The organism is Lishizhenia tianjinensis (genome assembly GCF_900116425.1).
Taxonomy (GTDB): Bacteria; Bacteroidota; Bacteroidia; order Flavobacteriales_D; family Crocinitomicaceae; genus Lishizhenia; species Lishizhenia tianjinensis.
This window is the reverse complement of sequence record NZ_FPAS01000001.1, coordinates 866213-882806: the sequence shown is the minus strand read 5'-3', so window position 1 is coordinate 882806 and position 16594 is coordinate 866213. Positions and strand designations below refer to the sequence as shown.

General features: G+C 36.7%; 12 protein-coding genes and 1 other RNA gene. 5 read left to right on the top strand and 8 right to left on the bottom strand.

Annotated elements, in window-relative coordinates; all coding sequences use genetic code 11:
- Window positions 1–5: 5 nt before the first annotated feature.
- The 6 genes from BM327_RS04175 to BM327_RS04150 all read right to left on the bottom strand — a co-directional run bounded on the left by BM327_RS04175 (window position 6) and on the right by BM327_RS04150 (window position 8427).
- Window positions 6–866: a 3'-5' exonuclease gene (locus BM327_RS04175; protein ID WP_090246664.1), complete on the bottom strand. Its 861-nt coding sequence runs from the start codon at window positions 864–866 to the stop codon at window positions 6–8.
- 93 nt (window positions 867–959) lie between these two features.
- Window positions 960–4016 carry a PD40 domain-containing protein gene (locus BM327_RS04170; RefSeq protein WP_090246661.1) on the bottom strand — a complete coding sequence of 1019 codons (3057 nt, stop codon included), beginning with the start codon at window positions 4014–4016 and terminating at the stop codon, window positions 960–962.
- Window positions 4017–4080: 64 nt separating this feature from the next.
- Complete coding sequence (locus BM327_RS04165) at window positions 4081–5442, bottom strand: dihydrolipoamide acetyltransferase family protein (RefSeq protein WP_090246658.1); 1362 nt, start codon at window positions 5440–5442, stop codon at window positions 4081–4083.
- A gap of 79 nt (window positions 5443–5521) precedes the next feature.
- Window positions 5522–7489, bottom strand: a complete 1968-nt coding sequence (locus BM327_RS04160; RefSeq protein WP_090246656.1) for a glycosyltransferase family 2 protein — start codon at window positions 7487–7489, stop codon at window positions 5522–5524.
- Complete coding sequence (locus tag BM327_RS04155; RefSeq protein ID WP_139230242.1) at window positions 7490–8023, bottom strand: hypothetical protein; 534 nt, start codon at window positions 8021–8023, stop codon at window positions 7490–7492. It lies immediately after the preceding gene.
- Window positions 8024–8046: 23 nt separating this feature from the next.
- Window positions 8047–8427 (bottom strand): RidA family protein, encoded by a 381-nt coding sequence (locus tag BM327_RS04150; RefSeq protein WP_211664711.1) that lies wholly within the window; start codon window positions 8425–8427, stop codon window positions 8047–8049.
- 50 nt (window positions 8428–8477) lie between these two features.
- On the opposite strand from BM327_RS04150, the gene BM327_RS04145 reads away from it, so the two are divergent.
- The 3 genes from BM327_RS04145 to BM327_RS04130 all read left to right on the top strand — a co-directional run bounded on the left by BM327_RS04145 (window position 8478) and on the right by BM327_RS04130 (window position 12562).
- Window positions 8478–9038 (top strand): anthranilate synthase component II, encoded by a 561-nt coding sequence (locus BM327_RS04145; protein WP_090246648.1) that lies wholly within the window; start codon window positions 8478–8480, stop codon window positions 9036–9038.
- Window positions 9039–9582: 544 nt separating this feature from the next.
- Window positions 9583–11490 carry an acetate--CoA ligase gene (gene acs / locus BM327_RS04135; RefSeq protein WP_090246641.1) on the top strand — a complete coding sequence of 636 codons (1908 nt, stop codon included), beginning with the start codon at window positions 9583–9585 and terminating at the stop codon, window positions 11488–11490.
- 43 nt (window positions 11491–11533) lie between these two features.
- Window positions 11534–12562, top strand: a complete 1029-nt coding sequence (locus BM327_RS04130; RefSeq protein WP_139230241.1) for a hypothetical protein — start codon at window positions 11534–11536, stop codon at window positions 12560–12562.
- A gap of 335 nt (window positions 12563–12897) precedes the next feature.
- Here the strand turns inward: BM327_RS04130 and ffs are convergent.
- Together ffs and trmD are read right to left on the bottom strand one after the other, a co-directional pair.
- An RNA gene (ffs, locus tag BM327_RS04125) (signal recognition particle sRNA small type) lies at window positions 12898–12995 on the bottom strand.
- A 116-nt stretch (window positions 12996–13111) separates the two neighbouring features.
- On the bottom strand, window positions 13112–13792 hold the full coding sequence (gene trmD / locus BM327_RS04120) for a tRNA (guanosine(37)-N1)-methyltransferase TrmD (protein WP_090246635.1): 681 nt from the start codon (window positions 13790–13792) through the stop codon (window positions 13112–13114).
- Between the two features lie 384 nt (window positions 13793–14176).
- On the opposite strand from trmD, the gene BM327_RS04115 reads away from it, so the two are divergent.
- The gene (locus BM327_RS04115; protein WP_139230240.1) at window positions 14177–14749 is read left to right on the top strand and encodes a transposase; all 573 of its coding nucleotides are present in this window, start codon (window positions 14177–14179) and stop codon (window positions 14747–14749) included.
- A gap of 52 nt (window positions 14750–14801) precedes the next feature.
- Window positions 14802–16523, top strand: coding sequence for a M14 family zinc carboxypeptidase (locus tag BM327_RS04110; protein WP_170853665.1), 1722 nt, complete (start codon window positions 14802–14804; stop codon window positions 16521–16523).
- Window positions 16524–16594: the final 71 nt, after the last annotated feature.

Genomic DNA, 16594 nt, shown 5'->3' with positions numbered 1-16594 from the left:
CCGTATTATTTTCCGAATTTATTCTTCAGTGCATCAAGCTTCGCATTTAAGCGTTGCTCTTCTTTTTGCTTGTTGATTTCTTTTTGTTCTTCTCTGTTCTTTTTGATGCGATCCATTTCTTCCTTCAACACTCTTTTGGTGTATAAAGGGAAGTCTGAATTTAAAAACCAACCGTAATAACCAGGTTCGTTGTTGGCAACGAACTCTACAGTTTTGTTTTTGTGCTTTCCGAAGTTGTAGATAATTTCTCCTTGCTTGTTTTTAGCAATTCTTCCTGCAAAATCGATTACTTCATTGTTTCCTTGCTTTGAGAAGGTAGACAAGAAATTAATATCGTTTTCCAACTCGTCGTAACGCGCTACTTGGGCTTTTAAAACCTCGTAAGTAGCGATTACATCTGCCTCTGCGCTGTGAGCATTCGTTAAGTCTTTTTCACAATAAAATTTGTAAGCTGCAACCAAGGTGCGTTGTTCCATTTTATGGAAGATATTTTGAACGTCAACAAAGCGTCTGTCGTGCATATCGAAATTGTAATCAGCACGTAAAAACTCTTCCATGAGTACAGGAATATCGAATTTATTTGAATTAAACCCAGCCAAATCAGCATTACCAATGAATTCTGCAACTTCTTTGGCTAATTCTTTAAAGGTCTTCTCATTTTCAATATCTGCTTGATAGATACCGTGAATTTCACTGGTTTCCTTTGGGATATCCATTTCAGGGTTTACACGTCTGGTAAAGCTTGTTTCTTCACCATTCGGTTCAACTTTAAGGATAGATATTTCTACAATTCTATCTTTGGTTACGTTGGTTCCCGTAGTTTCTAAATCAAATATTGCGAGTGGTCGCTCTAAGTTCAAATTCATAATTCAATAAAAAAGGGTACGATTACTTTCATACCCTTTACAAAATTAGGAATTTTTCCAAGTGTCTCCCGGAGAAGAACTAAAAAGTTTGGCTTATTTTTTCTTATAGATATACGCGTTGGTCTTGTCTTGATACTTGTAATTGGCTATAAAGTTTTTCGCCTCTTGCTCCGTTTTGAAATTCGCAATGCTGATTAAAAAGTTTCCGCTTTCGTCTTCTACAATTTGTGCTTGACTGTTGTTTTTATACGTGTTAGACTGAATTACTTCCTCTGCAAAGATTCTATCATTGTAGGTGTAAACAATAACGTGATAAGTCAAGTTACTCTTTGGTAGATTTACCTTTGTTTCTTTTTTCACGGCCAAAGGTTTAAGTACCACATTTAACTCCTGAAGCTTTTTATCTATAGATTCATACTGTGTAACCGTACTGCAATTAACCCCTTGAGCTTCTATACTCACAAATTGATATGGTGCGTATTTCTCTAAGTTTCTAAGTTGAGAACGGTCGTATTTTGGACCTTGTACTTTTGCCGATTCAATTATGATATTGACGCGATTTTCTGAAAGATAAGATCTCAATTCTGTGCTTAAATATGCCTTCACTTTTTCGGCTCTTACTTGTGCCAAGTTGGTGTTGTTTCTATAGGTTCTCGTAGGAACGTAAGAGGCAGAAGCGTTAATTTTTATTTCAATATTTGATCTTCCTTTGTCTAATTGCGCTTTTATACTGTCTATAAACGTAGCGAGTTCAGAGTTGTTTTGGTCGAGCCCGTTGTTGTTGTAGTAGTAATTGTGATTGAAATAGAGTCCACAATAGCTTTCGTAAGTTGAAGTGTTTTCTGTCACAAAAGTAGAATTTTGCTGTGTTTGCTCTTCTTGAGTATTGTAGAAGAAAACCTGTAAGTATCCCTTCCCAAAATCTATCATGATAGGAAGTGTCTTTTGTTCTTTGAGTAAAACATCCCCATTTTCAGCCGTGAAGGTATAGGCATACGTTTTTCCAGGCGTTAATTGCAGTTTTGTTCTGTTATTTTCATCCAAAAGGAGTTCAATAGGTGTTTTGTCTTGACAATCTAAACATTGCACTTCTACTTCAATTTTTTGATTGTAATAAGTGCTGTCTTTTTCAATACCCGATAATTGTATACCTGCAACAAAGTTGTTTTTGTTTTTAAAGAATTTAGGAACTGTTTTCGTGTAGGTGAAAATGTACTGATCATCAGAAATTTTGGTTATATCCTGTACACAAGTTCTTTCTTCTTTTAATAACTCTTTACCCTTTTCATCTGTGAAAGTATAGGTGTATGTTTTGCCGACTTCCTGAACGATTAGACACTGATTTTTCTTGTTTAGAGTCTTGTTTTCGTTCACATTATCTTCGCAATCTACACAACTAATGTTTACAAAGATTTTATCGGGAAGAGGGTAGTCGTTGCCCGAAACTAAACTTAATCGCACTAAATTAGGTGAAAGTTTTTGCTGAACGATTTCAAGCTCTTCTGGGTCTAATAAAATACCAACCTTTTCTCCATCTTTTAATTCTGAGGTATTTTCGGTAATGATGGATTGCTTTTTTATATCTCCCGTTTTGGTATCCACAAAAATCACATCATATTCCTTATCGGGTTGAAGTTCTACTAAATATTTCCCTTCGATGTAGGTGCTCTTCATGTCTTGAATGGTGAAGTCAGAACCACAATCGAAACACTGTAAGGTAATGAGTACACCTTCAGGGTTTGGTTTTTCATCTAAGGTTTTTAGGTTTCCGTTAACAAAAAGGTTGTTGTTCGGGATGTAGTTATCATAGATAATTCTGTAAATATCCTTTTCACCTTGTCCCTCAGGGCGGTAAGAGGTAATATAGGCTACTTTACCATCTACGGTAGTGGTGTAGTATAAATCATCTCCCGTAGAGTTGATAGGTGAACCTAAATTGATAGGGGCAGACCATTGGTTATCTTCGTCTACAACCGTTAAGAAAATGTCAAAACCACCTATAGATTTTACACCATTGCTCGCAAAATACATGGTTTTTCCATCTACAGAAATGAAAGGTGAGTCCTCATCCCATTCTGTATTAATTTCTGGCCCCATATTAATAGGTTCTGACCATTGACCATTTCCGTATTTCACAATTCTATAAATATCTCTACCACCAAATCCACCCGGACGATTAGAAGAGAAGTAAGCCACGTTTCCATCCCCAGTAAAGGCGATATGAGGTTCCCATGCTTCTGAATTTATATGTGGGATGTCTAAAGCTTTGATGCGCGCAAAAGGATTGTTAGCGCCAATAGGGGCGTAGTACAAATCTCCATTACCTTGAGCATCATCGTAGAGGTAAATCGTTTTTTTGTTTAAGCTCAAGGCTACGGTAGCCTCATTTTGGTTTACACGTGAAAAGTTCATCAATTCAGCCTCGCTCCAAGAACCGTCTATTTGTTTGTGAGAAACATAAACATCTTCTAAATATTCACCAGAAATAGGGTCTAACTCTTGAGCATTCGACTCATCCTTTCGCAATCTACGGGTAGTAAAATACAAGGTACGACCATCGTAAGAAATAATGCTGGCATATTCAGGGTATTTCGTGTTCACATTCGAACCTAATCCTTCTAAATGAACGCGTGATTTATATAACCTTGCATCCTCAGCATTGTCGCATTGAATTAAATTCAACTCTGCCGTTTTGTAGGCAGGTGTATTCACCTTTTCTTTACTGATGAAGAGTTTGTAGTATTTTCTAGCATTGGCAATGTCACCTTTTAGATGATAGCATCTAGCCAATTGGTAATAAGCATCTATGGGAGCTGCTTTTTCTCGATAATTGTAAAAGTCGAAATTTTCAACTACACTATCGGCTGCATATTTTAAGTAAGGAAGGGCTTGGTTGTAATTTGAGCTCATGTTTAAAAGCGCAAATCCGTGCCTGAAATTGTTGTTATAGGAGCTACTGTCCTTTTCAAGCAATTTAGCACTGATTAGGGAAGCTTGAAAATAAATACCTTGTTCTAACAATTTGTAGTTATGACTAAGTAGAGTTTTGGTATTACTTTTTTCAATAATAGTTTCCAAATCCTTCCAGTTGTATTGACTAAAAGTATTGAAACTTAGCAAGGTAAGTAGTGCTATTATTATACGGGTCATACTAACAAAAATAAAAAAAATCCCATCGTAGAAACGATGGGATTCACTATATTTTTTGAATCTGTTAGAATTCTCGATTAACGTCGAAACTTTCAAGGTAATCAGCAACTCGCTTCACGAACATTCCTCCTAAAGCACCGTCTACAACTCTGTGGTCGTAAGAGTGAGATAAGAACATTTTGTAACGAATTCCGATGAAATCTCCTTCTGGAGTTTCGATAACTGCAGGTACTTTTCTAATTGCACCTAACGCCAAGATCGCTACTTGAGGTTGGTTGATGATAGGTGTTCCCATCACGTTTCCAAAAGTACCCACGTTTGTTACCGTGTACGTACCTCCTTGAATATCCTCAGGTTTCAATTTGTTATCTCTTGCGTTAACAGCTAATTCGTTAACGGCCTTTGTTAAACCTGTTAAGTTAAATCTATCCGCTTGCTTGATTACAGGAACAATTAAGTTACCTGTTGGAAGAGCTGTTGCCATTCCTAAGTTGATGTCTTTACGCTTAACAATTTTGTTTCCGTCAACCGCAACGTTGATCATAGGGAAATCTTTAATGGCCTTAACAACAGCCTCCATGAAAATAGGAGTAAAGGTAATGTTTTCACCTTCTCTTTTCTTGAAGTCATTTTTAACCTTGTTTCTCCAGTTCCAAATGTTAGTTACATCTGCTTCTACGAAAGAAGTAACGTGAGGAGAAACGTGCTTAGACATTACCATGTGGTCAGAAATCAATTTTCTCATTCTGTCCATCTCAATAATCTCATCACCTGCCATTGGCGGAACCGCTGCAGGTTTAATATTTGCTAACATACCTCCTTGTGCTGGAGCCGCTGCTGCTGGAGCAGATGGTGCAACTGGAGCTGCTGCTGGAGCCGGAGCCGCCGCTTGTGGAGCTGCTACTTTTCCTGCTGCTTTATCTTCGATGTATGATAAAATGTCTTTTTTAGTAACTCTTCCAGCTAAACCAGTACCTGTAATCGTTTCTAATTCAGCCATTGAAATACCTTCTGTTGAAGCTATAGATCTTACTAATGGTGAGTAGAATTTACCGCTAGGTCCGTTTTTATCCAAATCTCCACCGTTTGCAGTTTCTACGGCTTGAACCACTTGGTCCATAACTTCTGCTGCTGCTTTTGGAGCTTCTTCTTTTGCTGGCGTTTCTTTTGCTGGAGCCGCTTCACCATCTGTAGAAATGATGGCAATTACATCTCCTACTTGTGCAACTTGGTCTTTCTCGAATCTGATTTCGATCAAAGTTCCTTCTGCTTCTGATGGTAATTCGTTGTCTACTTTGTCTGTAGCCACCTCTACTAGAGGTTCATCCATTTCCACTGTATCACCAACTTCTTTCAACCAGTTAGTTATCGTGGCTTCTGTAACACTTTCTCCCATTTTAGGAAGACGAATTTCAACCTGCGCCATATTATGTTTGAATAGATTTGTCTTGTTTTCGAGTGCAAAAATAACCTAAATTTCCGATTCATCAAGATTTGTAACTAGTTTATCTGTCCAGTTGTCGCCATGAATGAACTAAAATTTTGATATCCTTACTCAATGTATAATCCCTTGCGTAGATTAAATTTAACTTAAAAACGGGGATATTAACAAGTCCCCCTTTTGAATTAACATTTTGTGCATCTTCGGGACTTAGTATACCGTGTTTGATTTTCGGTAAGGAAGCATTGGTTTCTTTGGCAGAGCTGCTATATCCAACGAAAGATTTAAGTCCAACGATCAAGGAGAAGATATTCGATATGAAGTTGGCTTTGTTGGTATAGAACCAAACCAAAATAGGCGAGAGGACGAGTAAAAGACATCCTCCAATAAAATCGAAAATTCTCTTGTTTCTTTTGTTGCTGTTGCTTACAATGGCATTGATGTCCATTACATACAAATCTCCCGAGGTGTCTACACTATTAGAACCAATAAGGTACATGCTATCGGGTTGTGCAATTTTAAAGTCAAGGTTTGTTCCATCTATGGTCGACATCCAATTGATGATGCTTTCTGCAGAGTTGTCTTTGGCACAAAAAATAATTTCATCTACCTTTTCTATGTGTACAATTTGATCCAACTGTCCAACCACACCAACTTGTCCATCTTCCTTTTTATCACCATTACCAACGAAAAGAACTTTATCAATTTTTTGATTGGTTTGTGCAAGAATATTTGCCACTCTCTCACTCTCCTGTGTAGATCCTACAATGGCGAACTTCTTGTTTTTGTTCCCGAAAAGATCAAAACTCTTTCCTACAGAGAAATGCAAGAAAATTCTAGAGACAATGTAGAAGAACATTACCCACAAGGTGCCGATAAGGATATAAAGCCTTGAGAATTGATAATCTTTTGGCAACAGGGCATACACCATAAGTATGATGGCGGTTCCTATTAAGGACCCTGTTAAAAACTTTTTTAGTTTAACGGGTTTGTCGTAACCTCCTTGAAAGAAATTACTGAGTAACCATGTAATGCCGTATGCCGGTAGAGCGTATTTTAAGACACCACTCGGAAACTCAATATTTGCCTTACTCCAGTAATTAGTAAGTAGAACTAAACCTGTTATTATGAAGGTTAAATCTGTAAGGGGTAAAAAAGCATGTTTTATAAATCTTGAAGTCAAAGCCAAACCAGCTCTGAAGTAAATGGCAAGATTTATTAGGAAAGAAAATACTTTCGCATTCTTCTGACTGAAATGTTTTTCAGCAAAAATCACCATGGCCCTGTAGAATACAAAAACATAGTTAATGCTACTTTTCTTAGTGCTTTCTCCCTTGTAGTGTATGATTTGTGTTTTGGGAAAATAATAGTTCTTGAATCCACCTTGAATGATCCTATAGCTCAAATCTATATCTTCTCCATACATAAAGAAGGTTTCATCCAATAAACCTACTTTTCTTAAGGCTTCATTAGACATTAACATGAAGGCTCCACTGAGTATCTCTACCTCATTGGTTTCAAATTCGTCTAAATATCCCAAATGGTACTGGCCAAATTTCTTTGACTTAGGGAAGAGTTTAGAAATACCAAATATTTTATAGAAAGCTACAGCAGGGGTTGGCAAACCTCTTTTTGACTCTGGAAGGAATTTTCCTTTTCCGTCTATCATTCTAACCCCTAGTCCACCAGCATCCGGATGGTCATTCATAAAGTTGACACACTTTTCAAAGGTGTCTTCCTCTACTACCGTATCAGGATTTAAGAGCAATACATATTTACCTTTGGCAATACGCATGGCTTGGTTGTTGGCTTTGGAGAAACCAACGTTGTCTTTGTTGGCTATAACGATGGCTTCAGGGAATTTCTTGCGCACCATTTCTACAGAACCATCTATAGAATTGTTGTCCACAACGAAAATTTCTCCACTCACTTTTTCAAGTGATTTGAAGGCAGAATTTAAGCACTGCTCTAAAAAATACTCTACGTTGTAATTAACAATTACAACACTGATGTCAAGACTAGGATCTTCCAATTAGTTTTTAAATATTTTAGCTTTCACGAAAAATTCTGTCGACAAGTCTATATAGACATCCTCGGTAAAATATTCGTCTGTAACAGTGTTTAATCTTAGTTTAAATGCATCTTCTTGAATGTATTCTCCCAAGTTTACATCTTCAACATCACACACAATAGATTTTCCAACATTGTCGGATATATAAGTTTTAAAGGCTACGCGTTTTTCTGGAAGATTATCACTTTCGATAAAAATTTCGATCGATTCTAGCCAGCTAAAAGTGTAATCTGTAGGATCGGTAATTTCTAATTTAAGTTGAGTTAGTTTTAACTCGTCTATGTTCTCTTTACGCGTATCGTTTGCTTCAAATTCACCTTCATAATTCGTTTCCATATTTGGGGTGCTGATGCTGAAAGGAATATTGATAACAGCGTTTGATTGAACCACAACCTGAGATTTATCAGAAATATAAAACTCCGTAATCTTCTTTTTACAAGCCCCTAATCCGAAGAGTAGAGAGGTTACTAATGTGAGTAATAATAATTTTTTCATAGTAAATAAGTAATTCGTCATTGTTAGAAACGTACGGCAATACAAGATATTTCAACATCTACATCCATAGGTAGTTTACTTACTTGAACGGTTTCTCTAGCCGGCGCATCTGAAGAAAAGTATTGAGCATATTCTTCGTTTACCACCGCGAAGTTATTCATGTCTTTCAAGAAAATACTACATTTTACAATGTTGCTCATGTCTAAACCAGCCGTTTCGATAAGCGCCTTAATGTTATTCATTACCTGCTGTGTGGCAGTAGCAATGGAGCTGTCGTTGAGTTTTCCTGTCTTAGGATCGATAGGAATTTGTCCACTGATATAAAGTGTGTTGTTCACTTCAACTGCCTGACTATATGGTCCGATAGGAGCTGGAGCTCCTGGGATTTGATATATTTTCTTCATCATTCTTTTTCCTATTCGACAAGTTTAATAATTTTGAAGGAAAAAAAGCTGTGAACGTACTTCTTCTTGACAATTTTGATTCATTTACCTTTAATTTATATCACTACTGCGAGGAGTTAGGCGCAAAGGTGGATGTAATTAGAAATACTGAAGTTGATCTAGCATCTGTAGCTCAATACGATAAAATAATTCTTTCGCCTGGTCCACATTTACCCAAAGATGCTGGTAAGTTAATGGAGTTAATTGCGATGTACTACGACAAAAAGCCCATTTTGGGAGTATGCCTAGGTATGCAGGCTTTGGGAGAATTCTTTGGAGGTGAGCTCTACAATCTTGACAAGGTGAATCACGGAGTAGAAGACCAATGTGTTCAGATTATGCCTAACCAACTTTTTAAAGATGTTCCTGAAGAGTTTAAAGTGGGACTTTACCATTCTTGGGCTGTGCAACGTCCTTTGCCTAAGGGGTTAAATATCACCGCCCTTTCACAAAGCGATGTCTTGATGGCTTTTGAGCACGAAAGTTTACCTATTTATGGTGTTCAATTTCACCCGGAAAGCGTAATGACACCTGAGGGTAAAATTATCATGAAGAATTTCTTGAACCTTTAATCAATAACTTCTGCTTCCTTAAAGTTTTGGTTCTTTAACCTTACTCTTTTTACAAACAAAAGTAAAGGGATGAGAAATGGTGCCGTAAACATTGAGAATAAGGCAAAATTAGAAGTGAAAAAAGCGAGAAGTATCATCATTCCTATATAAAGGAAAAAGTGAATTACAGAGGATTTTACTCCTTGTCGCTTATAATCTGCAAAGAAAAGTAATAAGGGAAGTAGAGGTATAGAAATCGCTAGCATTGATAATTACATTTAAGTTAGACTAAAGTATCATTTTCCACCATAACTTGTATATAGACCTACACTGAATCCTTAAATTTTTCAATGGACTGTTTCTTATTTCCATCAACTTATAAATTGCAAAGGTGATGTATATCTTGTTAAAAGTATACATGATTTGTGTTTCTCTTTAGATTTGAGTGATAATTGTCAATAACGCTGATTTATAGCATTATTTTGTCAATTTGGAAGATAATACTATTTGATTTTTGGTCAAAAAATGTATTTTTATTCTCCATTGCTAAAATTATATACACAACATGAGTAATTATCATATTAAAAATCTTGAAGAATATTTTCAAGTTTATCGTAAGTCTGTTCGTAACCCAGAAGTGTTTTGGGAAGAGATAGCAGAAGAGCATTTTGTTTGGAGAAAGAAATGGAATTCAGTTCTAAATTGGAACAAAGAAGATGCAAGAGTTACTTGGTTTGAAGGAGCTCAACTTAATATTACTGAAAATTGTATAGACAGACATTTGGTTGTAAATGCGGATAAAACAGCATTGATTTTTGAACCCAATGATCCTACTGAAGATTACAAAACATATACTTACAAAGAACTTTCTGTGGCTGTAAATAAAATGGCCAACGTTCTAAAATCGAAAGGAATTGAGAAGGGGGACAGAGTTTGTATTTACCTCCCTATGATTCCTGAATTAACTATTGCTTTATTGGCTTGTGCTCGTATTGGTGCTGTTCACTCTGTTGTTTTTGCTGGATTTTCTTCCAGTGCATTGGCATCAAGAATTAATGACAGTGCCTGTAAAATGGTCATTACCTCTGATGGAGCCTACCGTGGTGCAAAAGACATTGATCTAAAGTCTATTGTTGATGAGGCATTGATTTCATGTGACAGCGTTGAAACTTGTTTAGTAGTAGAACGCACAAAAGGAAATGTGAATTTCGTTGAAGGAAGAGATGAGTGGATTGCTCCTTTATTAGACGCAGCAAGCGATGATTGTCCTGCTGAAATCATGGAAGCTGAGGATCCATTATTTATTCTATATACTTCTGGATCTACCGGTAAGCCAAAAGGAATGGTGCATACTTGTGGTGGATACATGGTATACACTGCTTACACGTTTAAAAACGTTTTCCAATACCAAAAAGGAGATGTTTATTGGTGTACAGCTGATATTGGTTGGATAACCGGACATAGTTACATTGTGTATGGTCCGTTAGCAAATGGAGCAACTACGTTAATGTTTGAGGGAGTTCCAAGTTACCCGAGTTACGACAGATTTTGGGATGTGGTGGAGAAACACAAAGTGAATCAATTCTACACGGCACCAACGGCGATTAGAGCATTGGCAAAACAACAGGTAGATTATGTAGAGAAGCATGATTTAACCTCCTTAAAAGTTTTAGGAACGGTTGGAGAGCCTATTAATGAGGAAGCGTGGCATTGGTATAATGACAATATAGGAAAACGTAAAAGTCCTATAGTTGATACCTGGTGGCAAACAGAAACAGGAGGTATGATGTTATCTCCTTTGGCATACATAACGCCAACAAAACCGACTTTTGCAACCCTTCCTATACCTGGGGTTCAGCCGGCATTAATGGATGAAAATGGCAATGAGATTAGTGGGAATAGTGTAGAGGGTAGACTTTGTATTAAACACCCTTGGCCTTCTATGGCAAGGACCATTTGGGGGAATCATGAAAGGTATAAGGAAACCTATTTCTCTGCTTATAAAGACATGTATTTCACCGGAGATGGAGCTTTGAGGGATGAAGTGGGGTATTTTAGAATTACGGGCCGTGTGGATGATGTAATTATTGTATCTGGACACAATTTAGGAACTGCTCCTATAGAAGATGCAATCAACGAACACCCGGCTGTAGCAGAGTCGGCCATTGTTGGTTTTGCACATGATGTGAAAGGAAATGCCTTATATGGGTATGTAACCTTAAAGGACTCTGGTAAATCTAGAAAAGAAGAGAATTTACGCAAGGAGATCAATCAAGTTATTACCGAACATGTTGGGCCTATTGCTAAGTTGGATAAAATTCAATTTACAAATGGATTACCCAAGACGCGTTCAGGTAAAATTATGCGTAGAATCTTGCGTAAGATAGCCAATAACGAGATGGATAACCTGGGTGATATTTCAACACTTTTAAATCCAGATTGTGTAGAGGAAATTATAGAAGGACGATTATAGGGTTATAATTCGTTACTTTTTCTGAATTAGGTATTTCATGATTATGAAGTACCTAATTTTTTTGTGCCTAGTTGGAGGTGTATTGTTTTCTTGTTCAACAATTAACGAAGGTGAGTTTGAGTTGAAGAGGACTACATATTTTAATTTAATAAACAATACTTTCGAATATCAAGGTTTGATGGACAATTCCCTTTGGGGATTTCGTAATGTTTGTGATGAGCACGCTTATAGATATGGCAATGGTGATTCTTATTGGGTGTGTGAGATGCTTCATGATTTGGAGAAAATAAGGCCCGTTTTCGACAGCTATCAACGTCAAATTTCGGAAACAGAATCTTTGGCGGCCTATTATTTAAATGTAAAGGTTCATAAAAGTGACTTATGGGTAGATTTAAAAGAATTCTCTCCCACTTTATTAAGTGAGAACGTAACAAATCCTGAAGTTATTCGAAGTTTACAAAAAACGGTAAACTACATGGATGACTTTTATGATTCCCTTACCGAAATGTTAATTAATGTTTTTCAGGTATATGATCCTTTGGTTCTTTATGACATAGCTTTAAGGCATAAAAGAAGAGAATCTTGGAAGAAAGTAGATAGTATTTATCCTGATTTACCGGTTCATGTGGAAGACAATTCAATTTTCAGAGAAGTGTATAGATTTGGGACGGACCTTGATTATTCAAAAATGATGAAAGGTGTTAGAACCCAATATGATTATTTTTTATTTCTGGCTAATCTAAAGTTTGAGTTAAGCAGGTTATGCTATAAAGTCTTTTTACACAGGAAATACAAAGTTTCCTATTGTGGTCCCACTTCCCAATTTTTAAAATCAGAGATTATAGTAGAAGGTCCAGTGGTTGTCGGTCCGAATGAAAAATTTGCTCTCCAGCCAAGAATGAGTTTGTATGATCCATATATGAAATATGAGGTGGAGTATGGTGACGTAGCACGGGTAGATTCTTTTCGGATTACTAAGGATACTGTTATTAAAGGGGAGGTGGTGTTTAAAAAGGTGAATGGAGTATTGGTAAGATATCCTTTTGAGCGGAAGGTTTATGTGAAGGAGTAATTTTTTACAAGGCAGAAACCACTATTTTCTTGAGTATACGCAATCCTACTCTAGACCATAAATGAAGGCACAAGAAGGAAGTCATAATTATTTACAAAATGATCCAATATGATTTGTAACTAGCCTAGAAAAAGCTTGTTTCTTGAGATGGATTACTTGAAGATAAAGTTCAAACAGGGGTGAAGTGGAGTAGCTTTGCGCATACTTAGATTATGGTTGTTTAAGGAGGAGGGAATGCGACCAAAGAAGCATTTAAAACGACTATTAACAACAAGCTAAGTAAAGGAAACTAGGAACGGAGACCCGGCCGTTTGCCAAAATATAAGGCAAAAAAATAGGGTAAGCTACTTATATCGCACCGCTACAACCTCATACCCTTGCTACGTTCCCGTCCTGGGGGATTCAGAGGGAGCTGGTCGTACAAGACTTACCCCGCCGCAAAGATAGTAACTTAATCTATTTTCGCAATGGGGAAGATGTAAAATTTTCAATGAAATTGTCGCGAAATGTCTTACCGACTGGCGCTCAAGATTTAAGCGAGAAATAAATTTATTCTTCACCCAACAAATCTGGTCTTCTTTCTTTGGTTCTTCTGTACGCCTCTTGTTCTCTGTATTCTTCTATTTTCTTGAAATCGCCCGAAAGAAGTACGTCTGGTACTTTCATACCTTCAAATTCTGGAGGTCGAGTAAAAACCGGAGGAGAGAGTAGATTATCTTGAAAACTATCCGTTAACGCTGAGGTTTCATCATTTAAAACACCAGGCAAAAGACGAACAACACTATCAACCAAAACGGCCGCAGCCAATTCGCCACCAGACAGCACGTAAGATCCTATCGAAATTTCTTTGGTGATGTATTTAATTCGCACGCGTTCGTCGACCCCTTTGTAATGACCGCATAGAATCATCAAATTTCCCTTTAGAGAAAGTTCGTTGGCGATGCCTTGATCGAGAACTTCTCCGTCGGGGGTCATGTAAATGATTTCCGAGTAATCTCTTTCAGACTTCAATTTATCGATGAGTCGGGCAATAGGTTCTATAGACATAACCATACCAGCACCTCCGCCATATTGATAGTCATCCACATTTTTATTCTTGTGTGTAGAATAATCGCGAATGTTATGGATGTGAATTTCTGTCAACCCTTTTTCTTGGGCGCGTTTCATGATGGAAACCTCGAAGGGACTTTTCAACAAATCGGGTAATACGGTGAGTATGTCTATTCTCATGGTGCAAAAATAGTGTATTGTGGGTGATGGTTGAAACAAATTATTACAAAAATATATTTGAGTATGCGCAAAGCTACTCCTTCTTGTAATTGATTGAAAATATCCTTAACTTTTATCACATCAACCTAAAAGATTATTATGATACCTAGTCAATTTTATCAGCGCTACGGTAGTGAAGAAAATTGTATAGAATTTCTTTACTCCATCTATAAAGATTCCGTGAGAGTTTGTTCACATTGTAAATGTGAGATATTAAAGTGGTACGCAGAACGTGCACATTGGAGATGCACATGCTGTAAAAAGAAAATTACTTTGAAATCCATTTCATTTATGAGAGACAGTAAAGTAAGCTTTCGGCAGTGGACGGAGGTTATATTTTTACTCTTGGAAACAAAAAAGACCTTGTCCATTGCCGAAATTCATCGGCTAACAGGAATGAAAAGATATGGAACTGTTTTTTATATGGTGCATAAAATTCGTGTGGAGCTGGGACGATTGAATAAGAAGGAATTCCTGGATAAATCATCTATTCTCCCTATAGATAAAAAAATGAAAGTAGAACCGGTGAACTTACCTGAATATTTGAATATAAGGTATGGAAAAGAAGTCAATCATACCCTAGACAAAATTTACTTAATCGTTCCTTACAATTGGAAGTTGAATAGTTCATTAGAGCAGCTTCAAAAAATATGCTGTGTTGGTTATAGGTATAAAAAAGTATTGAAGAATTCTTTATCTACATTTAGAGGTCGGCAATTCGAAAGACGTAAATTAGAACAAAAATGGTCTTCTAATTTAAGCGGTAATTTAATCAGAGAAATAGAAGGGATCTATCATAACATAAGTCCATTGCATTTTCAAAAAGTATTAGATGAATATTGTTTTAAGTATAATTATCGCCATAGTAGGAAGGGGAAATTTTTGAGCTTTTTTTATCTAATTTCAGGGAAAGGGTAGCTTTGCGCATATTCAGATATTAGTACATTTAGATTTTCAAATGAATTACCCCATGAACATAAAAATACTGCACACCCTATATTTTCTTCCCCTTCTACTTTTTCCGCTATTCATACAAGCACAAAATACTACTTATACCTACGACCAACTGATTTCTGAGTATTCTGATCTGGCCCGAGCTCACAGCGATGTTCATTTATTCAATATGGGAAGCTCTGACTATGGAAAGCCGATTTATTTGTGTGTCATTGGGGTCGCAGCAGATTCTCAAATGGTTTTTTCATACGCCAAAAACTCTACAGTTTTCTTAATTAATACGGCCATTCATGCCGGAGAACCTTGCGGGGTTAATGCTTCTTTGGACTTTGTTAAACAATATGTTCAACTCAGCGAAAATGAAAAAATGAATTATCCTGTAATGGCATTTATTCCTGCCTATAACGTAGGAGGGATGCACAATAGGAATTCGTACTCCCGTGCAAATCAGGTGGGACCTGATGAATATGGTTTTAGAGGTAATGCACGAAATTTTGACCTCAACAGAGATTTTGTAAAGATGGATAGCAAGAATATGCAAAGATTTGCCCGAATATTTAACGCGCTCGATCCAGATGTGTTTTTAGATACCCATACCAGCAATGGAGCAGATTACCAATATACCTTGACTTTAATTTCTTCGTTAAAGGCGCGACTAAACCCTGTGCAGGCCTCACTAGTATACGATGAAATGTTACCAACTTTAAAAGATAGCTTGTGGGCGAAGGATAGTTTATATTTATTTCCCTACATAGAAATGAATGGGCAGAGGTTACATGAAGGTATCCATGCATTTAATGATAAGGGAAGATACTCTATGGGTTATGCCAGATTGTTTCACGCCTTGAGTTTTACTTCAGAAACACATATGTTGAAACCTTTTCATGCTAGAGTAGAAGCAACCTATAAGTTGATTAATGAAATGGCAAAGTATACCCGTAAATTCGATGACGAAATTGAAAGGGTGAAAAGCATTACCAGAAACGAAATGCTTCAAAGCAGGTACCATCGTTTTAACTATATTTCAGATACTACTTTGAACAACGATTCTTACATTGACTTAAAAGGTTATGCCTATAAAGATAGTTTAAGTCTGGTGACGAATTCACCAAGGTTATATTATGATAGATCTAAAGATACTACCTTCAATATTCCTTATGATTTTTACTTCAAGGCAAAAGATTCTCTGCTCATACCAGAATATTATGTGGTTCGATCATGGGAAACGGAGGTTATCCAGCGCCTTTTGATGAATAATGTATCCGTACAATTTCTGGACAAAGACACCAATTTACTTGTTCGACAAAACAAGGTGTTGAATTATGAAACAGTTAACACTCCTTATGAAGGACATTACTTGCATTATAACACTAAAGTACAAGAGGCGATTGAAAACATTAAACTGCATAAGGGTGACGCTCTCGTTTATACCCATCAAGTTTCAAGGTTGTTTATTGTTGAAACATTAGAACCTAAATGCGCTGATAGCTATTTCAACTGGGGTTTTTTCGATAGTTATTTGCAACAAAAAGAACATTTTTCTCCCTATGTCTTTGAAGATATTGCCATGGAATTATTGGCAAATGATGACGATTTAAAAAGAGAATTCGAAGTAAAAAAAGAACAAGATGCCGATTTTTCAGCGAACAGATGGGCACAATTAAACTTCATTTATATGAATTCTCCCTTCTATGAAAGGTCACATAAAGTTCTCCCTGTGTACAAGTCATTACGCTAGACAAAACAAGGTGTTTACCCCTTGTTAACCCGTGTAAAACCGCTATTCCTTAAAGAATTGTTTATTTTTGT